This is a genomic window from Burkholderia savannae (assembly GCF_001524445.2).
Classification (GTDB): Bacteria; Pseudomonadota; Gammaproteobacteria; order Burkholderiales; family Burkholderiaceae; genus Burkholderia; species Burkholderia savannae.
This window is the reverse complement of record NZ_CP013417.1, coordinates 542458-567720: the sequence shown is the minus strand read 5'-3', so window position 1 is coordinate 567720 and position 25263 is coordinate 542458. Positions and strand designations below refer to the sequence as shown.

The following is a 25263-nucleotide window of genomic DNA, read 5'->3' as shown; positions in this document are numbered from 1 at the left end:
CGCCGCGCGCCGGCGGCGCACGGAGCCGGCGCGCGCGGCCGGCCGGACAGCCCGCAACGGCGGCGTCGCGAAAGCCGCCTGCGGGAACCCGTGTGATACATTTGAACGTCAGTTCGCAAAACTACCATACCGCCGCCCCTTCGCCGCATGTCCGACCGTCAGGATTCCGCCGCAACGACCGAAGCCGGACCTCCGCAGCACCATCACCCGGTCCTGCGTCGCGTGTTCAAGGGCTTGCTGGCGATCGCGCTCGCCGCCTACTTCGTCGCGGCCGCCGCCTTCCTCGGGCTGCGCTACGTGCTGTTGCCGCGCATCGACGAGTACCGCCCGCGGATCGAAGCCTTCGTGTCGCAAAAGCTGCACGCCGAGCTGCGGATCGGCCGGCTCGCGCCGCACTGGTCGGGAATGCAGCCGGGCGTCGACATCAGCGAGCTGACGATCCGCGGCCGCGACGGCCGCGTCGCGCTGTCGGTGCCGCACGCGACGGCCGCGCTGTCATGGCGCTCGCTCGCGCGCCTCGCGCCGACGCTGTCGAGCCTCATCGTCGACGACCCCGACCTTCTGACCGAGCGCCGCGCGGACGGCTCGCTCTTCGTCGCGGGCGTCGCGGTGCCGACGACGAAGACGGGCGCGGACGACACGTTCAGCGCGTGGCTGCTGAAACAGGAGGCGATCGTGCTGCGCGGCGGCACGCTGCGCTGGCGCGACGCGCAGCACGACGCGCCCGAGCTCGCGCTGAAAGGCATCCGGATCGCGGTGCTCAACGACGGAATCGTCCACCGGATCGCGCTGCAGGCGCCCGCGAACGGCACGCTGTTCCAGGGCCCGCTCGACTTTCGCGCGCGTTTCGTCCACAAGGCGCTCGCGCCGGTCGGCAAGCCGTCGAACTGGACGGGCGACGCGTACCTGTCGACGGGCCCCGTCGACCTGCCGACGCTCGCGCGCTACGTGAACATTCGCCTCACCGCCTACGCGGGCCGGATCGACAACGCGATCTGGGCGCATTTCGGCGACGGCCATCTGTACCGCGCGGGCGGCGAGCTGCGCGGCTACGACGTCGCGCTGCGCGTGCGCCCGACGCAGCCGCGGCTCGACATCCCCGTCGCGCGCTTCGGCTGGGATCTCGCGATCGAGCCGAAGCGCGACTACACGCTGCACCTGTCGCGGCTGCACGCGGAGCTCGGCCAGCCGCCGCTGCCCGACGGCACGCCGATCTCGCGCGCGCTCGCGCTGCACACGCTGACCGCGCGCTACCGCGTGCCGAGCGTCGACGAGGGCCAGTTGCTGAGCGTGTCCGGCGACCGCGTCGATCTCGGCATCCTCGCCGAATTCATCCGCGGGCTGCCGCTTCCGGCGCGGCTGCGCAACGAGCTCGTGCGCTTCGATCCGCGCGGGCTTGTTGCAAACTACACGATCGAGGTCGAGCGCGCGAAGCCGGCGAGCCCCGCGTTCGTCGACCAGGAGCGCCAGAGCGGCACCACCCCGATCATCCGCTACCGGTTCCAGGGCGATCTGCAGGGAATCAGTTTCGAGGCGCAGGAGCCGCCGCCCGGGCTGTCGCCGCACGGCCACCCGCGCGCGGGGATTCCGGGCGTCGAGAACCTGTGGGGCCACGTCGACGCGGACGAGAAAGGCGGCGCGGCGAGCTTCGACACCGTCGACGCGGCCGTCACGGTGCCCGGCGTGTTCGACGAGCCGCGCCTCGCGTTCGACCGTCTGCGCGGCCGCGCGAACTGGACGGTCACGCCGGCGCCGGGCGAGCGGCACGCGCGGGTCGACGTCGCGGTGCCCGAGTTCCACGTCGAGAACGCCGACGCGGCGATCGCAGTCGCGGGCAGCTACGCGAACCCCGGCCACGGCCGCGGCTCGCTCGACCTGAAGGCCGACTTCGAGCGCGCGGCCGTCGCGCGCATCACCCGCTACCTGCCGACGAGCCTGTCCGACCACCTGCGCCTCTACCTCGGCCACGCGCTGCAGGCGGGCCAGGTGAAGAAAGGCGCGACGATCGTCGCGAAGGGCCCGCTCGAGACGTTCCCGTACGAGCACGATCCGAAGGCGGGCGTGTTCCACATCGTCGCGCCGTTTTCGGGCGGCCGGTTCGAGCCGACGCCGCAGCCGCCGCGCACGCTCGCGAACGGCACGCCGAACGTGTGGCCCGCGCTCGACGGCATCGACGGCGTGTTCGAGCTCGCGCAGAACAAGCTGCGCTTCGACATCGGCCGCGCGCGCTACAAGGGCGTCGCGCTCACGAAGGTGACGGGGCGCATCGACGACCTCGGCAATCCGACGCATTCGCCGCTCGTGATCGAGGGCCGCGCGCACGGCCCGCTCGCCGATCTGCTCGACTACGCGAACCACAGCGCGGTTGCCGGGATGACGGGCCACGTCGGCAACCTCGTGCGCGCGCAGGGCCCCGCGACGCTCGCGCTCAAGCTGACGATCCCGCAGCATGTTCCGCATCCGCACGTCGGCGTCGACGCCGCGCTCGGCTTCGCCGGCAACACGCTCGAGGCCGACGGCGTGCCGCCCGTCACGCGGCTGCGCGGCAATCTCCGCTTCACCGATCACACGGCGAGCGTCGACCGGTTGACCGCACGCTTTCTCGGCGGCGACGTGCGCGCGAGCGGCGCGCTGTCGGCGAACGGCCGCTATGCGTTCGACGTCGACGGCCGCCTGTCGCTCGACGCCGCGCGCGGGCTGAACCTGCGCGGTGCGGCGGCGGCCGCGCTCGAGCGCGTCGTCGGCGACGCGCCGTACCAGATCGCCGTGCGCGGCGCGAAGGGCGGCCTGCCCGACATCACCGCGAACTCGGATCTGACGGGCGTCGCGCTCGAGTTCCCCGCGCCGTTCGCGAAGCCGGCCGGCACGCCGATGCCGTTCAGCTTCGCGCTCGCGCCCGAGCCGCAGGCGGGCGGCAAGCCGCTCGAGCGCGCGGACCTGAAGCTCGGCCCGCTCGCGGCGACCTACCTGCTCGACATCGAGCGCGGGCAGCCGGTGCGCGCGGTGCGCGGCGCGGTCGGGATGAACCGGATGCCCGACATGCCGCAGGAAGGCGTAAGCGCGGCGATCGACGTGCACGAGCTCGACGCCGACGCGTGGCAAACGTTCGCGCAGGGCTTCGGCAAGTCCGCGCACGCGCGCGAGAAGCCGGCCGCGTCGCCCGTCGATCTCGCGAGCTTCGCGCCGAAGCGCTTCGCGCTGCACTTCGGCACGCTGAAGCTGCTCAAGCGCAACTGGGAGAACGTGATCGTCGGCGCGTCGCACATCGACGATCTGTGGCAGGCGAACATCGCGTCGAACCAGGTGTCGGGCTACCTGTCGTGGGCGCCGGGCGGCGGCCCGACGGGCGCGGGCGTGCTGAGCGCGCGGCTCGCGAAGCTCGTGATCCCGCAGAGCGCCGAGCACGATCTCGTCGGCCGCGCGATCGATCTGCCGACGCCCACCAACCACGCGATGCCGGCGATCGATCTCGTCGTCGATCAGGTCGTCGCGCGCGGCCACGACATCGGCCGGCTCGAAGTCGACGCGCGCAACATCGACGAGAACGGCATCCCCGTCTGGCAGCTCGACAAGCTCGAGCTCGCGAATCCGGCCGCCAAGCTCACCGCGACCGCGAACTGGCGCACGTCGCGGCGCGCGCTCGCGCGCGGCGCCGGCGAGGACGACGCGCCGCGCCGCACGGTATTCGACTTCACGCTCGCGATCGACGACGCGGGCGCCCTGCTCGACCGCGTCGGCCTGCCGCGCACGGTCGCGAACGGGCGCGGCACGCTGTCGGGCAAGGTCGCGTGGCGCGGCGGCCCGACCGCGATCGACTATCCGACGCTGAACGGCCGCCTGTCGCTCGACCTCGCGCACGGCCAGATCCTGAAGGTCGATCCGGGCGCGGCGAAGCTGCTCGGCGTGCTGAGCCTGCAGGGCCTCGCGCGCTTCCTGACGCTCGATTTCCGCGACGTGATCGGCAAGGGCCTGCCGTTCGAGACGATCACCGGCACCGGCCGGATCGACAACGGCATCGCGCATACGCAGGATTTCGAAATGAAGACGTCGCCCGCGAAGGTGACGGTGACGGGCTCCGTCGACCTCGCGCACGAAACGCAGGACCTGAACGCGCACGTCGCGCCGAAGGTCAGCGCGAGCGCGGCCGCGATCGGCGCGGCGATCGTCAATCCGTTCCTCGGCCTCGGCGTGCTCGCCGCGAATCTCGCGCTGTCCGAGACGCTCGCGCACGCGTTCGCGGTGGACTACGCGATCACGGGCTCGTGGGCGCATCCGCACATCGAGCGTGTCGGCGGCGATCGGGGTAAGATGGGCTACGCGCCCGCGGCCGCCGACCACTGACGCGGCCGCCGGGCCCGCACCCTTTTTTCGGCAACCGAATCCGTCATGACCGATCGCCACGCCTTAGCCTCGCCGTTTCGGGTCGCCGCGCTGCAAATGGTCAGCACGCCCGATCTCGAGCGCAACCTCGCCGACGCCGGCCGGCTGATCGCCGACGCGGCGGGCTCGGGCGCGCGGCTCGTGCTGCTGCCCGAGTATTTCTGCTTCATGGGCCACCGCGACACCGACAAGCTCGCGCTCGCCGAACCGTATCGGGATGGCCCGATCCAGCGCTTTCTCGCCGATCGCGCGAAAGAGCACGGGGTCTGGGTGATCGGCGGCACGCTGCCGCTTTGCGCGCCCGAGCCGTCGCGCGTGCTGAACACGACGCTCGTGTTCGACCCGTCCGGCCGCGAGGCCGCCCGCTACGACAAGATCCACCTGTTCAACTTCGAGAAGGGCGACGAATCGTTCGACGAGGCGCGCACGATCCGCGCGGGCGACGCGGTGCGCACGTTCGACGCGCCGCTCGGCCGGGTCGGCCTGTCGGTCTGCTACGATCTGCGCTTTCCGGAGCTGTACCGGCAGATGGGCGACTGCGCGATGATCGTCGTGCCGTCGGCGTTCACGTACACGACGGGCCGCGCGCACTGGGAGACGCTGTTGCGGGCCCGCGCGGTCGAGAATCAATGCTATGTGCTCGCCGCCGCGCAAGGCGGCAAGCACGAGAACGGCCGCCGTACGTGGGGCCACAGCATGCTCGTCGATCCGTGGGGCGAAATCGTCGCGGTGCGCGACGAAGGCGCGGGCGTCGTCGCGGGCGAAATCGATCCCGCGCGGATCGCCGACGTGCGGCAGAGCCTGCCCGCGTGGCGGCACCGCGTGCTCGCATGAGCGCCGCGGCGTCGCTCAGCCGCCATTGAAAGACGGCCGCCGCGATCCATCTACCGGAAAGAAAGCGCGTCCGACAACCGTTTCAGAAATTGAGAATCCCCGAATCCGCATGAACATCATCGAACCCGGCATCCGCAATCTCGCGCTCGCGAAGGACATCCTGCTCACGCCGTACGGCCTCGACGAGAGCCTTCTCACGCGCACGCTCGCCGACATCTTCACGCATCGCGTCGACTACGCGGACCTATACTTCCAGGCCACCCGCAGCGAAGCGTGGAGCCTCGAGGAAGGCATCGTCAAATCGGGCAGCTTCAGCATCGACCAGGGCGTCGGCGTGCGCGCGGTCGCGGGCGAGCGCACCGCGTTCGCGTATTCGGACGACCTGTCGCCCGACGCGATCCTCCAGGCGGCCGCCGCGACGAAGGCGATCGCCGCCGCGGGCGGCGGCAAGCAGAAGATCCGCGTCGCATCGTCGCTGAAGGGCGTGTCGGGCCGCGACCTGTACCTGCCCGCCGATCCGCTCGCGTCGCTCGACGCGACCGCGAAGGTGAAGCTCCTCGAGCGCGTCGAGCAAATGGCGCGCGGCCGCGACCCGCGGATCAAGCAGGTGATGGCGGGCCTCGCGGGCGAATACGACGTCGTGCTCGTCGCGCGCAGCGACGGCGCGCTCGCGGCTGACATCCGCCCGCTCGTGCGCGTGTCGGTGACGGTGATCGCCGAGCAGAACGGCCGTCGCGAGATCGGCTCCGGCGGCGGCGGCGGCCGCTTCGACTACGGCTACTTCACCGATGAAGTCCTGTCGCGCTACGTCGACGACGCGGTGCACGCGGCGCTCGTGAACCTCGATGCGCGCCCCGCGCCGGCCGGCGCGATGACGGTCGTGCTCGGGCCGGGCTGGCCGGGCGTGCTGCTGCACGAGGCGATCGGCCACGGCCTCGAGGGCGACTTCAACCGCAAGGGCTCGTCGGCGTTCGCGGGCCGCATCGGCGAGCAGGTCGCCGCGAAGGGCGTGACCGTCGTCGACGACGGCACGCTGCCGAACCGCCGCGGCTCGCTCAACATCGACGACGAAGGCAACCCGACGCAGTGCACGACGCTGATCGAGGACGGCATCCTGAAGGGCTACATCCAGGACACGCTGAACGCGCGCCTGATGAAGATGCCCGTCACCGGCAACGCGCGGCGCGAATCGTACGCGGCGCTGCCGATGCCGCGCATGACGAACACGTACATGCTGAACGGCGACAAGGACCCGCAGGAGATCATCGAATCGGTCAAGCACGGCCTCTACGCGGTGAACTTCGGCGGCGGCCAGGTCGACATCACGAACGGCAAGTTCGTGTTCTCGGCGTCCGAGGCGTACATGATCGAGGACGGCAAGATCACGTATCCGGTGAAGGGCGCGACGCTGATCGGCAGCGGCCCGGAATCGCTCAAGTACGTGAGCATGATCGGCAACGACATGAAGCTCGACACGGGCGTCGGCGTGTGCGGCAAGGAGGGGCAGAGCGTGCCCGTCGGTGTCGGCCAGCCGACGCTGCGGCTCGACAACATGACGGTCGGCGGCACCGCGTCGTAATGCGGCGTTGCCGCATCGCGGCGCAGACAATTCGCGCGAATCGACGACATTGCGCGGATTGCCCGCATTTTTAGAGTCACAGGATTGCCAGCCGCGCCCCGACCGGGTATAAATCTCGTTCTCGTATCGCTTCATTGATGAGCCGCATTTCCGCCATGTCCGCAAAGTTTTACTTTTACTTTTTTTGGCATCTCAGGCCGCTGGCGGATCGAGAGGAGTGATGGCGCGCGAAGCGCAACCGAATTCCCGAAAAACCGCCGGCGAACCCGGCGGTTTTTTTTCGCCCCGCCGGTTCGCGACAGCGGCAGACGAATCGATCCACCGGCTTTCCCGAATCACCCGAATTGTCGAATTGAACAGCTAGCCGCACCCGCGTACGCCGGGCGGCGCCCCGAACCGGAGAACCCAAGCATGCCCCCGCACAATACCGACGACGTCCGCATCCGAGAACTCAAGGAGCTGATTCCGCCCGCGCACCTGATCCGCGAATTCGCGCTGAGCGAAGCGGTGTCGGAGCTCATCTACAACTCGCGCCAGGCGATGCACCGAATCCTGCACGGGATGGACGACCGCCTCATCGTCATCATCGGGCCGTGCTCGATCCACGACACGAAGGCCGCGCTCGAATACGCGGGCCGGCTCGTCAAGGAGCGCGAGCGCTTCAAGAGCGAACTCGAGATCGTGATGCGCGTGTACTTCGAGAAGCCGCGCACGACGGTGGGCTGGAAGGGGCTCATCAACGATCCGCACCTCGACAACAGCTTCAAGATCAACGACGGCCTGCGCACCGCGCGCGAGCTGCTGCTGCAGATCAACGAGATGGGGCTGCCCGCCGGCACCGAATACCTCGACATGATCAGCCCGCAGTACATCGCCGATCTGATCTCGTGGGGCGCGATCGGCGCGCGCACGACCGAATCGCAGGTGCACCGCGAGCTCGCGTCGGGGCTGTCGTGCCCGGTCGGCTTCAAGAACGGCACCGACGGCAACGTGAAGATCGCGGTCGACGCGATCAAGGCCGCATCGCAGCCGCACCATTTCCTGTCGGTGACGAAGGGCGGCCACTCGGCGATCGTGTCGACGGCCGGCAACGAGGATTGCCACGTGATCCTGCGCGGCGGCAAGGCGCCGAACTACGACGCGGACAGCGTGAACGCCGCTTGCACGGACATCGGCAAGGCCGGCCTCGCCGCGCGCTTGATGATCGACGCGAGCCACGCGAACAGCTCGAAGAAGCACGAGAACCAGATTCCGGTCTGCGCGGACATCGGCCGGCAGATCGGCGCGGGCGACGAGCGGATCGTCGGCGTGATGGTCGAGTCGCATCTCGTCGAAGGCCGCCAGGATCTGAAGGAAGGCTCCCCGCTCACGTACGGCCAGAGCATCACCGACGCGTGCATCAACTGGGACGACAGCGTGAAGGTGCTCGAAGGCCTCGCCGAAGCGGTGAAGGCGCGGCGCGTCTCGCGCGGCAGCGGGAACTGAGCGCGGCGGGCGTTGCCGCGCGACGGTTCGTTCGGTTCGTTCGGTTCGTTCGGTTCGTTCGGTTCGTTCGGTTCGTTCGGTTCGTTCGGTTCGTTCGGTTCGTTCGGTTCGTTCGGTTCGTTCGGGCCGCGGTTCGCGGCCCGATGCTCGCGGCCCGCGCTTCGCGCCATATTCTCGGTGCGTCGTCCGCGTGCGCCGTCGCACGCGAGACGTGACCGGTCGCGTAGTGCGCGCATCGCTCGGCGGCCGCCGCGTCAACGCACGCGGCACTCGCCGCCCGGCCCGCTTCAGACGCCGCGCTCCGCCGAACTTCACCGCACTTCACCGCGCGCGTCGGGCATGCGCGACGAAGCGCGGCGAACGCGCGAAAGACTCCATGATCGCCCGACCGCGACGCAGTGAGCCATATCGACGGAAATCGGAAGGACGGCTCGATCAGGCGCATGCCCGCCCCTGATCGACACGATTCCAGTCCGCGTCGAGCAGGCCGTGCCCAAAGAAAAAGCCCGGCTCGAAACGCCGGGCTTTTTCGTTTCGCTTCAGCGAACGTTCGCCGTTCGCGAGCGCTTCGTCATTCGAGCGCGCCCGAGCCGAAGATCTCCGTCTGCACGCGCTCCGGCGCGACGCCAAGCGCGACGAGCGCATCGCGCTGCTGCTTCATGAATGCGATCGGACCGCAGATGTAGTAGTCGGCGTCCGGCACGAGCGCGTGGCGCTCGAGCGCCGCCGGCGTGATCCGCCCTTCGTGGTCGTGATCGACGCCCGGCCGGTCGTTCGGGCCGACTTCCTCGTAGAACACCGCACGCTTCACGTTCGGATGCGCGTCCGCCGCATCGTTCAGCCAGTCGCGGAACGCGTGCGCGTGCGCCGACCGGCAAGCGTGCAGGAAGCGCACTTCGCGCTCGCTGCCAGACGCGACGAGCGCCGACGCCATCGACATCATCGGCGTGATCCCAACCCCGCCCGAAATCAGCACGACGGGCGTCGACGCGTTGCGGTTCAGCGTGAAGTCGCCCATCGGCGCGGTGACCTCGACGATCGAATCGACGCCGACGCCGTCGTGCATCAGCGTCGACACCTTGCCCGCCGGCACTTCCTCGCTGCGCCCCGCTTCGCGCTTGACCGAGATGCGCAGCCACTGGCCGTGCGGCGCGTCGGACAGGCTGTACTGGCGCGGCTGGTCGACGCCCATGTCGCCGACGAAGCGCTTCACCGAAACGTACTGGCCCGGCTCGAACCCTGGCGCCGCGCCGCCGTCGGCGGGCGTCAGGTAGAACGACGTGATCTCGTCGCTCTCGCGCACCTTCTTCGCGACCTTGAACGGGCGGAAGCCGCTCCACGCGGCGTTCTCGTACAGATTCGCCTCCGCGCCGATCAGAATCGCCGCGAGCTGGCCGTACGCGACGCGCCATGCATCGAGCGTGTCCGGATCGACCGCGTCGCCGAGCACCTCGACGATCGACGCAAGCAGGTTCTCGCCGACGATCGGATAGTGCTCCGGCCGGATGTTGAGGCTCGCGTGCTTGTGCGCGATCCGCGACACGGCGCCGCCGAGCGCGCCGAGATTGTCGATGTTCGCCGCGTACGCGTAGACCGCCTTCGCGAGCGTCTCCGGCTGGCTGCCCGTCTTCTGGTGCGTCTGGTTGAAGACGTTCTTCAACTCGGGATGACGCCCGAACATCCGTTGATAGAAGTGCTTCGTGATCGTCGCGCCGTGCTCCGCGAGAACCGGGGCGGTCGCTTTCACTCGGGCCATTTGCTCGGCGGTCATCTGAGTCATGAAAGTATTCCTCTGTTAAACATTCTCACACGATACATCTTTATAGGCGCATGCCCGGCAGGCAAATTGTCGCACCTCGCCACAACGAGCCCGCAATTGCAATGATGCGCATCAACGCGTTCAGCGCGCGCGGTCCCACAACACGTCGGCGCCGCCCGCCGCGCGGTTCAGCACGCGCGCGAGCACGAACAGCAGATCCGACAGCCGGTTCACGTAGCGGCGCGGCGCCGCGTTGAGCGCCTCGTGCGCGCCGAGCGCGACGATCGAGCGCTCCGCGCGGCGGCACACGGTCCGGCACACGTGCGCGAGCGCCGCCGCGCGCGCGCCGCCCGGCAGGATGAATTCCCGGAGCGGCGGCAGTTGCGCGTTGTAGTGCGCGAGCCAGCCGTCGAGGTGCGCGAGATGCGCGTCGGTGATCGCCGCATGCCCCGGAATGCAAAGCTCGCCGCCCAGATCGAACAGATCGTGCTGGATCGTCGAGAGCGCCGCGCGAATGTCGTCCGGCAGCGGCTCGGCGAGCAGCACGCCGATCTGCGAGTTCAGCTCGTCGACGTCGCCGATCGCCGCGATCCGCGCATCGTCCTTGCGCACGCGGCTGCCGTCGCCGAGGCCCGTCGTGCCGTCGTCGCCCGTGCGGGTCGCGATCTTGCTCAAGCGATTGCCCATTCGTGTCTCCCGTCGTCTGCGGCAGCGCGCGCCGCGTCGGTGAAATCCCTATTATCGCAGCCGCGCTCGCGGCGGCGCGCATGCTTTCGAGCGTAGAATGATCCGGCCCGCCTCGCCGCGGCGCCCGCCATAAAGATCCGCCCCCAGGAGACTCGCGTGAACCACCCCGCCCCGCCGCATCGCCCGCTGCCTGCCGCCTTCGTCGACGCGCTCGCCGCCCGGTTCGGCGCACGCATGTCGACTGCGGAAGCCGTGCGCGCCCATCACGGCCGCGACGAGTCGCCGTTCGATCCGCAACTGCCGGACGCCGTCGTGTTCGCGCAAACGGCCGACGACGTGCGCGACGTCGTCGGCCTCTGCGCGCGGCACGCCGTGCCGCTCATTCCGTACGGCGTCGGCTCGTCGCTCGAAGGCCATCTGCTCGCCGTGCGGGGCGGCGTGTCGCTCGATCTGTCGGAGATGAACCGCGTGCTGTCGATCGACGCCGACGACCTCACCGCGACGGTCGAGCCCGGCGTCACGCGCCGCGCGCTCAACGACGCGCTGCGCGACACCGGCCTCTTCTTCCCGATCGACCCGGGCGCGGACGCGAGCATCGGCGGAATGACCGCGACGCGCGCGTCGGGCACGAATGCGGTGCGCTACGGCACGATGCGCGAGAACGTGCTCGGCCTCACGGCCGTGCTCGCGGACGGCCGCGTCGTGAAGACGGGCACGCGCGCGCGCAAGTCGTCGGCGGGCTACGATCTCACGCGGCTTTTCGTCGGCTCGGAAGGCACGCTCGGCGTGATCACCGAGATCACGCTGCGATTGCATCCGCAGCCCGAGGCGGTGTCGGCCGCCGTGTGCGCGTTCGGATCGATGAGCGCCGCCGCGCGCGCGGTGATCGAGACGATCCAGATCGGCGTGCCGATCGCGCGCGTCGAATTCGTCGACGCGCTCGCCGTGCGCGCGATCAATCGCAACGCGCATCTCGGGCTCGTCGAGGCGCCGACGCTCTTCTTCGAATTCCACGGCACCGAATCGGGCGTGCGCGAGCAGGCGCGGCAGGTCGAGGAACTCGCCGCGCAAAACGGCGGCCAGGGCTTCGAATGGGCGACGCGCCCCGAGGATCGCACGCGCCTCTGGTCCGCGCGCCATCACGCGTATTTCTCGATGCTGCAGCTGAAGCCCGGCTGCCGCGCGGTGACGACCGACGTCTGCGTGCCGATCTCGCAGCTCGCCGCGTGCGTCGAGGAAACCGAGGTCGATCTGAACGCGTCGTCGCTGCCGTGCCCGATCGTCGGCCACGTCGGCGACGGCAACTTCCACGTCGCGATCCTCGTCGATCCGGCGAAGCCCGAAGAGCTCGCCGAAGCGGAGGCGCTCAACGACCGGATCGTCGAGCGCGCGCTGCGCATGGGCGGCACCTGCACGGGCGAGCACGGCGTGGGGCTGCACAAGATGCGCTTTCTCGCGGCCGAGCACGGCGAGAACGCGGTCGACGCGATGCGCGCGATCAAGCGCGCGCTCGATCCGGACAATCTGATGAATCCCGGCAAGATCTTCACGATCGACGCATGAAAACGACGACGCCGGCGCCGGGACGACCGAACGACGTCGCGCCGTGCGTCGCGCAACAGGAGGAGACATGAACGCCCCCGCCGAACTGTCGGCCGATCTGCGCGCGCAGCGCCAGCGCGAAATCGTGCAGGCGCTGATGGCCGTGCTGCCGACCCACTGCCTGCTGTATCGCGACGAGGACACGGCCGCGTACGAATGCGACGCGCTCTCCGCGTATCGCAGGCTGCCGCTCGCGGTCGCGCTGCCGGAGACCGAATCGCAGGTGCAGCGGATCGTGCAGATCTGCCGGCGGATGGACGTGCCGATCGTGCCGCGCGGCGCGGGCACGAGCCTGTCGGGCGGCGCGCTGCCGATCGGGCACGGCGTCGTGCTGTCGCTCGCGCGCTTCACGCGGATCGTCGAAGTCGATTCGTACGCGCGCACGGCGACGGTCCAGCCGGGCGTGCGCAATCTCGCGATTTCCGAAGCCGCCGCGCCGTATGGGCTCTACTACGCGCCCGATCCGTCGTCGCAGATCGCCTGCACGATCGGCGGCAACGTGGCCGAGAACTCGGGCGGCGTGCATTGCCTGAAGTACGGGCTCACGTGCCACAACGTGCTGCGCGTGCGCGGCGTGACGAGCGACGGCGAGATCGTCGAATTCGGCTCGCTCGCGCTCGACACGCCCGGCCTCGACCTGCTCGCCGTCACGATCGGCAGCGAAGGCATGTTCATCGTCGTCACCGAAGTGACGGTGCGGCTGATTCCGAAGCCGCAGGCCGCGCAGCTCGTGATGGCGAGCTTCGACGACGTCGTCAAGGGCGGCGAGGCGGTCGCCGCGATCATCGCGTCGGGCATCATCCCGGCCGGCCTCGAGATGATGGACAAGCCGGCGACGCAGGCGGTCGAGACGTTCACGCACGCGGGCTACGACCTCGACGCGGCCGCGATCCTGCTGTGCGAATCGGACGGCACGCCGGAGGAAGTCGCCGAGGAAATCGTGCGGATGACCGCGGTGCTGCGCGAGCACGGCGCGACGCGCATCCAGGTGTCGCGCAGCGAGGCCGAGCGGCTGCGCTTCTGGTCGGGCCGCAAGAACGCGTTCCCGGCCGCGGGCCGCATTTCGCCCGACTATTACTGCATGGACGGCACGGTGCCGCGCCGCGCGATCGGGCCGCTTCTCGCGCGCATCGAGCAGATGGAGACGAAATACGGGCTGCGCTGCATCAACGTGTTTCACGCGGGCGACGGCAACATGCACCCGCTCATCCTGTTCAACGCGAACGATCCCGACGAGCTGCACCGCGCGGAGGAATTCGGCGCGGACATCCTCGAGACGTGCGTCGAATTCGGCGGCACGGTGACGGGCGAGCACGGCGTCGGCGTCGAGAAGCTGAATTCGATGTGCGTGCAATTCTCGCGCGAGGAATGCGACGCGTTCTTCGCCGTCAAGCGCGCGTTCGATCCGCCCGAGCTGCTGAATCCGGACAAGGGAATCCCGACCCGCGCGCGCTGCGCCGAATACGGGCGCATGCACGTGCGCGGCGGGCTGCTGCCGCATCCGGACCTGCCGCGCTTCTGAGGCCGCCGCGCGGCCTAAGGGGTTCGCCCGACTGTACGATCGCGCAGCCCCGGTAAAATCGACCGAAACGAACAACGAAACACAACGCCATGGAAGAGGACGACATCGTCGCGGGGTGGGCCGCGCGCATCCGCGAAGCCGCGGCGAGCGGCCGCGCGCTGCGCATACGCGGCGGCGGCACGAAGGACTGGTACGGCCAGGCGCTCGACGGAGAAATCCTCGACGCGCGCGCGCATCACGGCCTCGTGTCGTACGACCCGGCCGAGCTCGTCGTCACCGCGCGCGCGGGCACGTCGCTCGCCGAGCTCGAGGCGACGCTCGCCGAGCGCGGCCAGATGCTGCCGTTCGAGCCGCCGCACTTCGGGCGCGGCGCGACGATCGGCGGCGCGGTCGCGGCGGGCCTCGCCGGCCCGCGCCGCGCGACGACGGGCGCGCCGCGCGATTTCGTGCTCGGCGTGACGATCCTGAACGGGCGCGGCGACATGCTGCGCTTCGGCGGGCAGGTCGTGAAGAACGTCGCGGGCTACGACGTGTCGCGGCTGATGGCGGGCTCGCTCGGCACGCTCGGCCTGATGCTCGATCTGTCGATCAAGGTGCTGCCGATTCCCGCCGCCGAAGTCACGCTGAAGTTCGACATGAGCGCGACCGACGCGGTGCGCAAGCTCAACGAATGGGCGGGCCGCCCGTTCCCGCTGTCGGCGAGCGCGTGGCGCTACGGCACGCTCGTGCTGCGGCTGTCCGGCGCGGAAGCGGCCGTGAAGAGCGCGAAGAACGCGCTCGGCGGCGAGGCCGTCGACGCTGTCGAGGCCGAGCGCTTCTGGGAAGGCGTGCGCGAGCAGAACGATCCGTTCTTCTCGTCGCTCGCGCCGGGGCACGCGCTGTGGCGCCTGTCGCTGCCGTCGATCACCGAGCCGATGCATCTGCCGGGCACGCAGATGATGGAATGGGGCGGCGCGCAGCGCTGGTGGATCACCGATGCCGACGCGCAGACGGTGCGGATGAGCGCGAAGCAGGCAGGCGGCCACGCGACGCTCTTTCGCGCGAGCGAAAGCTACGACAAAAGCGCGGGCGTGTTCACGCCGCTGCCCGCGCCGCTGATGAAAATTCACCGCGGGCTGAAGACTGCGTTCGATCCGGCGCGCATCTTCAACCGCGGCCGGCTCTACCCCGATCTCTAAAGCCCGATGCAGACGAACCTCGCCGATTTCATCCGCCATACGCCCGACGGCGAAGATGCCGACGCGATCCTGCGCAAGTGCGTGCACTGCGGCTTCTGCACCGCGACCTGCCCGACCTATCAGCTGCTCGGCGACGAGCTCGACGGCCCGCGCGGGCGCGTCTATCTGATCAAGCAGATGCTCGAAGGCGCGGAAGTCACCCGCAGCACGCAGCAGCATCTGGACCGCTGCCTCACCTGCCGCAGTTGCGAGACGACCTGCCCGTCGGGCGTCGAGTACGGCCGGCTCGTCGACATCGGCCGCAAGGTCGTCGAGGCGAAGGTGCCGCGGCCGCTGTCGCAGCGCATCGTGCGCCGGCTGCTCGCGAGCTTCGTGCCGAACGCCGCCGTGTTCGCGCCCGTCATGCGGCTCGGCCAGCACGTGCGGCCGCTGTTGCCGAAGCGGCTGCGCGACAAGGTGCCGCCGCGCGCGCGCCTGCTCGCGTGGCCGAGCGCGCCGCGCGAGCGCCGCGTGCTGATGCTCGCGGGCTGCGTGCAGCCGTCGATGATGCCCAACATCAACATCGCGACCGCGCGCGTGCTCGACGCGCTCGGCATCGAAACCGTGGTCGCGCCGGAGGCCGGCTGCTGCGGCGCGATCCGGCTGCACCTCGGCTATCACGACGAGGCGCTCGACGACGCGCGCCGCAACATCGACGCGTGGTGGCCGCACGTCGAGCGCGGCGTCGAGGCGATCGTGATGAACGCGTCCGGCTGCGGCGCGACGGTGCTCGAATACGCGCACCTGCTGCGCGGCGATGCGGCGTACGCGGACAAGGCGCGCCGCATCGTCGGGCTGACGAAGGACCTGTCCGAGCTGCTCGGCGGCTTCGAGGCCGAGCTGATCGCGCTCACGCGCCGGCGCGGAATCCACACGGTCGCCTACCATCCGCCGTGCACGCTGCAGCACGGCCAGCAGTTGCGCGGCAAGGTCGAGCGGCTGCTGGAGGCGCTCGGCATCGAGGTGCGCCTGCCCGCCGACAGCCATCTGTGCTGCGGCTCGGCGGGCACCTACTCGCTCACGCAGCCGTCGCTCGCGTACAAGCTGCGCAAGCAGAAGCTCGCGAAGCTGCAGGCGACCGAGCCGCAGATGATCGTGTCGGCGAACATCGGCTGCATCGCGCATCTGCAAAGCGGCACGCAGGTGCCCGTCGTGCACTGGGTGCAGCTCGTCGAGAACCTGCTTTACGGCTGACGCCGCGCGGCGCGCGCACGCCGCTTCGCGCGCGCCGGCTGCGCACCGGTTGTCCGCCGGTTGTCCGCCGGTTGTCCGTATAATTCCCGCATCCTCCGCGCGCAGCGGCACGCCGCCCGACGCGCGCCTCAAGTTTCGTTCGCCCTGCCATGTCCGATCTCGCCGCCCGCCTCGCCTCCGTTCACCGCCGCATCGAAGACGCCGCCCGCGCGGCCGGACGCGAGCCGCGCGCGGTCACGCTGCTCGCGGTGTCGAAGACGTTTCCGGCCGACGCGGTGCGCGCCGCGCACGCGGCCGGCCAGCGCGCGTTCGGCGAGAACTACGTGCAGGAGTCGATCGACAAGATCGATTCGCTCGCCGATCTGCGCGCCGAGCTCGAATGGCATTTCATCGGCCCGCTGCAATCGAACAAGACGCGCCCCGTCGCCGAGCGCTTCGACTGGGTGCACGCGATCGACCGGCTGAAGATCGCGCAGCGCCTGTCCGAGCAGCGGCCCGCGCATCTGCCGCCCCTGAACGTCTGCGTGCAGGTGAACATCAGCGGCGAGGCATCGAAGAGCGGCGTCGCGCCCGCCGACGCCGCCGGGCTCGCACGCGCGATCGCCGCGCTGCCCGCGTTGCGGCTGCGCGGGCTGATGGCGATCCCCGAGCCCGCGCACGACGACGAAGCGAAGCGCGCGCCGCACCGCGCGCTGCGCGCGCTCTTTGACCAGTTGCGCGCCGAGGGCCTCGCGCTCGACACGCTGTCGATGGGCATGTCGGACGATCTCGAAGCCGCGGTCGCCGAAGGCGCGACGATCGTGCGGATCGGCACCGCGATCTTCGGCGCGCGCGATTACGCTCACTGAACCCGTCACTTCTTTCTCAACGGCCTCATTCATCATGAAAATCGCATTCATCGGCGGCGGCAACATGGCCGCCGCGTTGATCGGCGGACTCGTCAAGCGCGGTGTCGCGGCAAGCGGCCTGCTCGCCGTCGACGTCAACGAAGACGCGCGCCAGCGCGCGCAAGCGCAATTCGGCGTGCGCACGGCGGCCGCGATCGACGCCGCGCTCGCCGGCTACGACGCGATCGTGCTCGCGGTGAAACCGCAAGTGCTGAAGGACGTCGCGGCCGCGCTCGCGCCGCATCTGTCGACGCAGCTCGTTGTCAGCATCGCGGCCGGCATTCGTGGCGCGGACTTGTCGCGCTGGCTCGGCGGCTATCCGCGCGTCGTGCGCACGATGCCGAACACGCCAGCGCTCGTCGGTCTCGGCGTGACCGGGCTGTCCGCGCTGCCGGACGTCGACGCGGCGGGCCGCGACCTCGCGTCGAAGGTGCTCGGCGCGGTCGGCGAGACCGTCTGGTTCGACGAAGAATCGCAGCTCGACGCCGTGACCGCGATCTCCGGCAGCGGCCCCGCGTACGTGTTCTATTTCATCGAGGCGCTGCAGGAAGCGGCGCGCCAGCTCGGCATGAACGACGCACAGGGCCGCGCGCTCGCGGTCGCGACGTTCGCGGGCGCCGCGCAACTCGCGGCGCAGTCGGGCGAGCCCGCGAGCGTGCTGCGCGAGCGCGTGACGTCGAAGGGCGGCACGACGGCGGCCGCGCTCGCATCGTTCGACGCGCAGGGCGTGAAGGATGCGATCGTGCGCGGCGTGCTCGCCGCGCAGGCGCGCGCGAAGGAAATGGGCGACGAGCTCGGCGCGGCGTAACCCGTGCTCGCCGAACCGGGGCGCGATCCGCCGCGCCCCGGTTCGGCCGTCGGGCGGCGCCTGCGCCCCATTTCGAAAGGTCGACGCTTGAAGGGTCGGTCTCACTGTTCGAACGTGTGCCCGCCGGCATACTCGCGCGCGACGAGCAGCCGACGCGCGGTTCCTCGTATGCCGCAACCTTCCGCCTTTCGCCCTCGTGCCGGCAGCAACTTGTTCGTTGCGCCGCCGCACATCGGTCACCGCATCGATCGGGCGCTCGGCATCGGCCCGCGATCGATCTCACGGCGCGGGCCCCGCGCGCCACGTGACGCGCGCGGCCCGCGCAGCCGCACCGCCCGCGGCAGCGGCCGCTCGCGACGCATCGCAGCAGCGCACCCGGAATGCCGAACGATCGCGATGCGACCGCACCGGGCTCGCCCTCCCCGCGCGCACGTTCCGGCGATGTCCGCGATGCCATCGCGGGCATCCGATTCCGACGCCCCGCGCACGCTTTCGGTTCACGCTCCAAAGCGCCGCCACCGAGGCAATTGATATTTGTGGCCCAATTAAAATGCATCACACCGTCTATTTTTAATAAATTTTTTTGCTTTATCGACATATTCCGCCACATGAATCGTCGACTCCCGATCGAATGACAATCGATTAAATTTCCGGACGAAAAATAAAAATCGCCAAGATCGGGGTCAAACGCCAAAACCCCGATATTTCACCGATCGAGACATTCGTCGATTTCGTTCAAAACCGGAAATTTCTACTTCGCACCGCCCATCGCGCCTGTACACATTACATTTCCGCGCCTTCCACCTACATCTTCTTGTAGTTTTTAATTGTGACAAAACGATGTCTAATGAAATCCAAAATGGACAATGGCATTCGATAATTTCGAATCGACTCATTGCATCCGGCCCTCCCCACGGCGTGTCGACCTATTGCTGTTGATCGGCATCCGTTGCTCGGCAAACGCTAGGAAAGGTGAATCCATGACAAAGACAAAAGCACGCGTCCTGAAGGAACTGATTTTCGGAAAAGAGCTGGAGTTCTTCATGGAGGCGCACAACGCGCTGAGCGCGAAAATCGCCGAGGAAGTCGGCTTCAAGGCGATCTGGGGCTCGGGCCTGTCGATCTCCGCATCGCTCGGGCTGACCGACCGCAACGAAGCGTCGTGGACCCAGGTCGTCGACGTCGTCGAATTCATGGCCGACCACACGTCCGTGCCGATCCTGCTCGACGGCGACACCGGCTTCGGCAACTTCAACAACGTGCGACGGCTCGTCAAGAAGCTCTCGCAGCTCGGCATCGCCGGCGTTTGCCTCGAAGACAAGCTCTTCCCGAAGATGAATTCGTTCCTCGGCTCGGGCCAGGACCTCGCGGACATCGCGGAATTCTGCGGCAAGCTGCGCGCGGCGAAGGACAGTCAGACCGATTCGGATTTCTGCGTCGTGGCGCGAATCGAGGCGCTCGTCAGCGGCTGCCCGATGGAAGAGGCGCTGCGGCGCGCCGACGCATATTGCGACGCGGGCGCCGACGCGGTGCTGATCCATTCGAAGAAGGCCGACGGGCAAGAGATTCTCGACTTCTGCACCCAATGGTCGCAGCGCGCCCCGATCGTCATCGTGCCGACGAAGTACTACAAGACGCCGACGTCCGCGTTCCGCGACGCGCGCGTGTCGGCCGTGATCTGGGCCAATCACAGCCTGCGCGCGTCCGTGACCAACATGCGACGGGTGACGCGCGCGATCTACGAGAGCCAGACCGTGGCCGGGATCGAGCACGAAATCGCGACGCTGAACGACATCTTCGAGCTCACCGGCGAATTCGAAGTGCAGGCCGCCGAGCACAAGTATCTCGCCGCGTGATTCGCGTGATTCGTGCGATTTCGCCGAAGCGGCAAGCAACGGAGCGCGATGCGGCGTAGCCCAAGCCCGCGCGCGATGCGACATGGCGGGCAATGCGACGCGTTCGCCGCGGCGTCGGGCGCATCGGCGACGCGCGAAGCGATTCGGCCTGGCGGCCCGCTCGCCGCCGAATCGGCCCGGGCGCCCGGGCGCCCGGGCACCCGTTGCGCCGGGCGGGCGCGCCGGTCTGCCTGGCGGGCATCCATCCGGCGTTGGCGGGGCATACGGCCAGCGCCAGGCAGCCGCGCCGCCGTCCCGCGTTGCGAACCATCGGCCGGCGCCGCGCCTCCCGGCGGCACCGGCCCTCGTCCCATCACCACGAACGTGAGCGCACCATGCAAACCAAGCGAATTTCTTCCGATGTCTTTCCGACGGCGCTGAATCCCGTCCTCGTCGACATGGACGTCTATGCGTCGAAGGCCATTTCGCTGCGCGCGAAGGCCGATCCGCAGATCGCGAACCTGAGCTTCGGCGAGCCCGTGTTCGGTCCGCCCGCGCATCTGCTCGACGACATCGCCCGCGAGGACCTGTCGCTCAACGCGTTCCTCGACGCGTCGAAGCGCTACGAGAATCCGCGCGGCAGCCTCGCGCTGCGCGAGGCGATCGCCGGCTGGTATCGCGACCGCTACGGACTGCTGCTCGATCCGGAGCGCGAGATCATGGCGACGCACGGCGGCGTCGAGGCGATTGCGCTCGCGCTGCTCGTGACGTCGGCGCCCGGCGATCCGGTGATCGTCAGCGATCCCTCGTATCAGCTGTACGCGCGCGCCGTCGCGACGCTCGATCGCGTGCCGCGCCGCCTGCGCCGGGAGCCTGCGCAGCACGAATACGCGAACAGCCTCGCGGACGATGCGCTGTTCGCCGGCGCGAAGGCGTTCATCGTGAACTCGCCCGAGAACCCGACTGGCTACGTGGCGAGCGGCGAGGACTGGCGACGCATCGCCGAAGTGGCCGACAAGCACGGCACCTGGGTCATTCACGACGAGGTCTACGACGTGATGCATTTCGAGCGGCCGCACGCGCCGGCGAGCACGTTCGAACCGCTCGCGCGCAACGCGATCCTCATCAACAGCTTCTCGAAGAAATTCGGCCTGCCCGGGCTGCGGATCGGCTGGATGGTCGCGCCGGCTCACGTCATCGATCAGGCGGCGAAAGCGCACGACTACCTGTACCTCGGCGTCAACATCCAGTACGAGCGCATCGCGACGCGCGTCATCGGCGACCCGAAGCGCGACGGCTGGCTCGCGCAAACTGTCGCCGATCTGCGCGCGCGCAACGTCGCGGCGCTCGAGCGCCTGTCGTCCGACGCCGGCTATCGATGGACGCGCCGCCCGCTCGGCGCGATGTTCTTGTTCCCGGACGTGAGCGGCTACTACGAGCGACTCCCGGCCGCCTTCCGCCGCAGCGGCGTGCCGATCGGCGACGAAGTCGCGCGCTTCCTCCTCGAGGCGCGCAAGGTGGCGGTCGTGCCCGGCTCGGCCTACGGCAAGCTCGGCGACAACCACGTGCGCCTCGTTCTATGCACCCAGCAACAGGCATTCGAGCAGGCGCTCGAACGGATGCGGCACACGGCTTGAAGACGACGCGCGGCTGAGCCGGCCGCCGCTTTTCGATCGAGATCTCGACTCCAAAGGCCACTTCGATGACTACACTGCGCGATTCCTTTCACGAGCGCGGCTACGTCCGCCTGCCGCATCGCGCCACGCGGATCGATCTGTCGCGCGTCGAAGCGGAATACGATCGACTGGCGTCGCAGGCCGCGCGCCGCCTCATCGAGAATCCAGGCGCGCCCGCCGAAGCCGGCGCCGTCATCGCGGTCGCCGAGCGCGCCGATCCGCACACGCTGTGCCGCTTCGAATACCTGGCCGGGGCATCCGCCTACGTGAGGCAGTCGCTCGTTCCGCGCCTCGCGCAACTGATCGAACGCGTGCTCGGCGAGCCCGTGTCGCTGTTCAAGGACAAGTGCAACCTGAAACTGCCGGGCGGCGGCGCGTTCACCGCGCATCAGGACATCACCGCCTATCGCCATTTCCCGACCCGCTATCAGGTCACGGCCGCGCTCGCGCTCGATCCCGCGGTCGCGGCGAACGGCGGCCTCGAGATGGCCGACGCGCGTGGCGGCGCACTGGCCGGCGCGCCGTCGGCGCACACGCCGCGCGGCATGCTCGCCGAGCTGCCGAGCTACGACGGCGGAGCGCGCAACGGCGACATCGTCGACGAGCTCGCCGCCCGGATGACGTGGACGCTCGTCGAAGCGCAGCCGGGCGACGTGATCCTGTTCGATTCGTACGTGCCGCACCGCTCCGACGCGAACCGGTCGGATTCGATGCGCCGCATGCTGTTCTTCACGTTCAATCCCGCGAGCGAAGGCGACCTGTACGAGCTGTACTACCGCGAGAAACGCAGCAGCCCGGACAACCCGATCTTCCACGTGGCCACGCCGACGCAACACAGCGCGATCCGGGAGGCGCCGAAATGAACGATGCCGCCGGCGGGCCGCCGCGCGCGCACGCGGCCCGGCACCGCCTCTTCACGCCGGGCCCGCTCACGACGTCGGATGCGGTGCGCGCCGCGGCCGCGATCGATCTCGGCTCGCGCAGCCCGCCCGCGGCGGCGCTCACGGCACGCCTGCGCGCGAAGATCGCGCGCATCGCCGGGTGCGGCGGCGGCTACAGCGCGGTGCCGCTCCAGGGCAGCGGAACGTTCGCCGTCGAAGCGATGCTGTGCAGCCTGCTCGCCGACGACGATCACGTGCTGATCGTCGAGAACGGCGCCTACAGTGAGCGGATGACGCAGATATGCCGGATACACGGCATCCGGCACGACGTGCTCGCGTGCGACCACGCCGCGCGCTTCGATCTGTCGCGCGTCGAGCGCGCGCTCGACGCGAGTCCGCACGTCACGCACGTCGCGGCCGTTCACTTCGAGACGGCGCTCGGCGTGCTCAACGACGTCGCGGGCCTCGTCGCGCTCGCCGCGCGGCATGGCCGCCGCGTGCTGCTCGATGCGATCAGCACGTTCGGCGCCTATCCGCTCGATTTCGCCGGACGCACGCTCGCGGCGCTCGCGCTGTCGTCGAACAAGTGTCTTCACGGGCTGCCCGGCCTCGGCTTCGTGATCGCCGACGAGCCCGCGCTCGCGCGCCGCCCCCGCCCGCGCACGCTGAGTCTCGATCTGCTCGCGCAACATCGCGCGCTCGAATCGAACGCTCAGTGGCGCTTCACGCCGCCCGTCCAGATCATGCTCGCGCTCGATCGGGCGATCGACGAATACGATGCGGCAGGCGGGCAGCCCGCGCGCCTCGCGTCGTATCGGCGGCGCGCGCAGCGGCTCGTCGACGGGCTCGCGCGCGTCGGCGTCGTGCCCGTCATCGACGCCGCGCACCGCGCGCCGATCATCACCACGTTCGCGACGCCGCCGCACGTTCGCGGCCGCATCGCCGCGCTCGAGCAATACCTGTTCGAGCGCGGGCTCGAAATCTATCCGACCAAGCACTCGAATCCGGATTCGTTCCGGGTCGGCGTGATCGGAGAACTCGACGATGCCGACATCGACGAACTCGTTCTGCGCATGTCCGAGTTCATCGCGCCGTTCGCGCCGAGCGCGGCACAGCCACGCGGCGCGCGGCGCGCGGGCGCGCGAACGCCGCCCCCCGCCTGAAATCGGCCGTCGGCCGTCCGCCGTTCGTTATCGGTCATTCGCTATCGGCCATCCGTTTCCGGTGAACCATCATGAGACACGCGATATTGACGCTGGATATTCTCGAACAAACGTCGTCCGCGCGAACGGAGCGCGATATCCACGACATCCTCTCCAGAATCACGGTGAAACTCGGATTCGACTATTTCTTTTACGGCGCGCTTACCGACATCGGAAAAGAGGAAAACCCGGTCAGGACGATTTCGGATTTTCCCGCCGCGTGGCGAGAAAAATACAAATCCGCCGGCTATATCCGGATCGACCCGATCGTGCTGCATTGCGTACGCCGCGTGATTCCGCTGCAGTGGCACGACGGCATCTGCGATTCGCGCGAGCAGCGGGAATTCATGGTCGATGCGCGCCAACACGGGCTCGTCGCGGGCGTGAGCTTTCCGGTTCATTCGGCGCACGGCGACGTGAGCGTATTGAGTCTCGCGTCGCGCGCGGCCGCCCGATCGAAGAGCCTGTCCGCGAAATACGCGCCGACGGTTCTCGCTCAAGGCGCGCTCGCCGCCGCATTCGTGCGCGAAGGCATCGAGCGCGTCTCGAACCGGCCGGACCACGAGCCGAGCGCGCCGCTGACGCATCGCGAGCTCGAATGCCTGAAATGGATCGCCGCCGGAAAATCGAGCTGGGAAATCGCGATGATCCTCGGCATATCGGAAAACGGCGTGCTTTATCACGTGAAAAAATTGATGGCGAAATTCGACGTTCAATCGAGGCATCTCGCCGTGCTGAAAGCGATGGCTTCCGGCATGGTGTAAATGCGGTCCGCCGGTCCGCGAAATTGGCCGAAAGCGCTATATCGACGGGCCGTTTGACTGGCCGGACAATCATCAATTAGAGTGAAGTGATCCCTGTCGTTGTCCCAATTTCGGATCGGCGAAATGATCAGTTATGTCGGTGGCCTGGTGTTGCTCGCAGCATTGCTGCACGCGTCATGGAATGCGATTCTGCACGGCAATCGAGACCGCTTCCTGTCGATGACGTGGATGAGCATCGGCATCGCCGCCGTCGCGATCGCCTTCGTCGCGTTCCTGCCCGCTCCCGCCGCGCCGTCCTGGCCGTACGTCGTCGCTTCGGGCATCGTGCACATCGGCTACAACCTGAGCCTCGTCTATGCGTACCGGCGCGGCGATCTCGGCGAGGCTTATCCGATCGCCCGCGGCTCGTCTCCGCTTCTCGTCACGCTCGGCGCGGCGCTCTTCGCGGGCGAGCGCCTCGGCGCGCTCCACCTGATCGGCATCGCGCTCGTTTCGGCCGGCATCGTCAGTCTCGCGTGGCAGCGCAGCAAGGTGTCGTATGCGAACGCGGCGGCAGCGCTCATGACGGGCGTCACGATCGCGCTGTACACCGTCATCGACGGCATCGGCGTGCGCCTGTCCGGCAATTCGGTCTCGTACGTCGCGTGGACCTTCGTGTTCTACGCACTGATGCCCGCCGTGTTCGTGGCGGCCCGCGGCCCGCGCGCGCTGAGCGCGCCGCGAATCGACATCGGCTCGTCGGTCGGCGGCGGCATCGTGTCGATCGTCGCGTACGGCATCGTCGTCTGGGCGATGCAATTCGGCGCGATGGGCGCCGTATCCGCGATCCGGGAAACGAGCGTCGTGTTCGCCGTGCTGATCGGCCGGATCTTCCTGAACGAGCAGGTCACGGCGAAGCGCTTCGTTTCATGCGTCGTGATCGCGGCCGGTGCGGTCTGCATCGGCGCATGA

The 25263-nt window shown here is 69.0% G+C and carries 18 protein-coding genes and 2 pseudogenes; 18 read left to right on the top strand and 2 right to left on the bottom strand.

Features of this window, described 5'->3' with window-relative positions:
- Positions 1-147: 147 nt before the first annotated feature.
- The 6 genes and pseudogenes from WS78_RS02955 (at position 148) to WS78_RS38320 (ending at position 8680) form a co-directional block, all read left to right on the top strand.
- On the top strand, positions 148-4341 hold the full coding sequence (locus tag WS78_RS02955; RefSeq protein WP_059583426.1) for a YhdP family protein: 4194 nt from the start codon (positions 148-150) through the stop codon (positions 4339-4341).
- Positions 4342-4386: 45 nt separating this feature from the next.
- Positions 4387-5214: a carbon-nitrogen hydrolase family protein gene (locus WS78_RS02950; protein WP_059583423.1), complete on the top strand. Its 828-nt coding sequence runs from the start codon at positions 4387-4389 to the stop codon at positions 5212-5214.
- A gap of 109 nt (positions 5215-5323) precedes the next feature.
- Positions 5324-6793, top strand: coding sequence for a metalloprotease TldD (gene tldD / locus WS78_RS02945; protein ID WP_038753319.1), 1470 nt, complete (start codon positions 5324-5326; stop codon positions 6791-6793).
- Positions 6793-7014: pseudogene (locus tag WS78_RS38135) on the top strand (hypothetical protein). The gene tldD and the pseudogene WS78_RS38135 overlap by 1 nt, the downstream one beginning before the upstream one ends.
- A 190-nt stretch (positions 7015-7204) precedes the next feature.
- Positions 7205-8278 carry a 3-deoxy-7-phosphoheptulonate synthase AroG gene (gene aroG, locus WS78_RS02935; protein WP_059583419.1) on the top strand — a complete coding sequence of 358 codons (1074 nt, stop codon included), beginning with the start codon at positions 7205-7207 and terminating at the stop codon, positions 8276-8278.
- A 12-nt stretch (positions 8279-8290) separates the two neighbouring features.
- The gene (locus WS78_RS38320) at positions 8291-8680 is read left to right on the top strand and encodes a hypothetical protein (protein ID WP_059583416.1); all 390 of its coding nucleotides are present in this window, start codon (positions 8291-8293) and stop codon (positions 8678-8680) included.
- A gap of 169 nt (positions 8681-8849) precedes the next feature.
- On the opposite strand, the gene hmpA is transcribed toward WS78_RS38320, so the two are convergent.
- Positions 8850-10058, bottom strand: a complete 1209-nt coding sequence (hmpA, locus tag WS78_RS02925; protein WP_038753317.1) for an NO-inducible flavohemoprotein — start codon at positions 10056-10058, stop codon at positions 8850-8852.
- A 120-nt stretch (positions 10059-10178) separates the two neighbouring features.
- Positions 10179-10724 carry a cob(I)yrinic acid a,c-diamide adenosyltransferase gene (locus tag WS78_RS02920; RefSeq protein WP_038753316.1) on the bottom strand — a complete coding sequence of 182 codons (546 nt, stop codon included), beginning with the start codon at positions 10722-10724 and terminating at the stop codon, positions 10179-10181.
- Positions 10725-10880: 156 nt separating this feature from the next.
- Between WS78_RS02920 and WS78_RS02915 the strand changes: the two genes are divergently transcribed.
- The 12 genes and pseudogenes from WS78_RS02915 (at position 10881) to WS78_RS02860 (ending at position 25263) form a co-directional block, all read left to right on the top strand.
- Positions 10881-12287: an FAD-binding oxidoreductase gene (locus WS78_RS02915; protein WP_038753315.1), complete on the top strand. Its 1407-nt coding sequence runs from the start codon at positions 10881-10883 to the stop codon at positions 12285-12287.
- 67 nt (positions 12288-12354) lie between these two features.
- Positions 12355-13848 carry an FAD-linked oxidase C-terminal domain-containing protein gene (locus WS78_RS02910; RefSeq protein WP_038753314.1) on the top strand — a complete coding sequence of 498 codons (1494 nt, stop codon included), beginning with the start codon at positions 12355-12357 and terminating at the stop codon, positions 13846-13848.
- 89 nt (positions 13849-13937) lie between these two features.
- A complete protein-coding gene (gene glcE / locus WS78_RS02905; RefSeq protein WP_038753313.1) occupies positions 13938-15026 on the top strand; it encodes a glycolate oxidase subunit GlcE in 1089 nt (362 codons plus the stop codon).
- Positions 15027-15032: 6 nt separating this feature from the next.
- A complete protein-coding gene (gene glcF / locus WS78_RS02900; RefSeq protein ID WP_059583414.1) occupies positions 15033-16259 on the top strand; it encodes a glycolate oxidase subunit GlcF in 1227 nt (408 codons plus the stop codon).
- Positions 16260-16408: 149 nt separating this feature from the next.
- Positions 16409-17107 (top strand): YggS family pyridoxal phosphate-dependent enzyme, encoded by a 699-nt coding sequence (locus WS78_RS02895; RefSeq protein WP_038753311.1) that lies wholly within the window; start codon positions 16409-16411, stop codon positions 17105-17107.
- Between the two features lie 34 nt (positions 17108-17141).
- Positions 17142-17954, top strand: a complete 813-nt coding sequence (gene proC, locus WS78_RS02890; RefSeq protein WP_038753310.1) for a pyrroline-5-carboxylate reductase — start codon at positions 17142-17144, stop codon at positions 17952-17954.
- 980 nt (positions 17955-18934) lie between these two features.
- Positions 18935-19807 (top strand): annotated as a pseudogene (gene aepX / locus WS78_RS02885) (phosphoenolpyruvate mutase); the annotation flags it as partial.
- Between the two features lie 377 nt (positions 19808-20184).
- Positions 20185-21426 carry a pyridoxal phosphate-dependent aminotransferase gene (locus WS78_RS02880; protein WP_059583411.1) on the top strand — a complete coding sequence of 414 codons (1242 nt, stop codon included), beginning with the start codon at positions 20185-20187 and terminating at the stop codon, positions 21424-21426.
- A 65-nt stretch (positions 21427-21491) separates the two neighbouring features.
- A complete protein-coding gene (locus WS78_RS02875) occupies positions 21492-22328 on the top strand; it encodes a phytanoyl-CoA dioxygenase family protein (RefSeq protein ID WP_038753306.1) in 837 nt (278 codons plus the stop codon).
- Entirely contained in the window at positions 22325-23509 is a 1185-nt protein-coding gene (locus WS78_RS02870; RefSeq protein ID WP_059583410.1) for a 2-aminoethylphosphonate aminotransferase, read from the top strand. Before WS78_RS02875 ends, WS78_RS02870 begins: the two co-directional genes overlap by 4 nt.
- A gap of 71 nt (positions 23510-23580) precedes the next feature.
- Complete coding sequence (locus tag WS78_RS02865) at positions 23581-24312, top strand: helix-turn-helix transcriptional regulator (protein ID WP_226377195.1); 732 nt, start codon at positions 23581-23583, stop codon at positions 24310-24312.
- A 123-nt stretch (positions 24313-24435) separates the two neighbouring features.
- The gene (locus tag WS78_RS02860) at positions 24436-25263 is read left to right on the top strand and encodes a DMT family transporter (RefSeq protein WP_059583652.1); all 828 of its coding nucleotides are present in this window, start codon (positions 24436-24438) and stop codon (positions 25261-25263) included.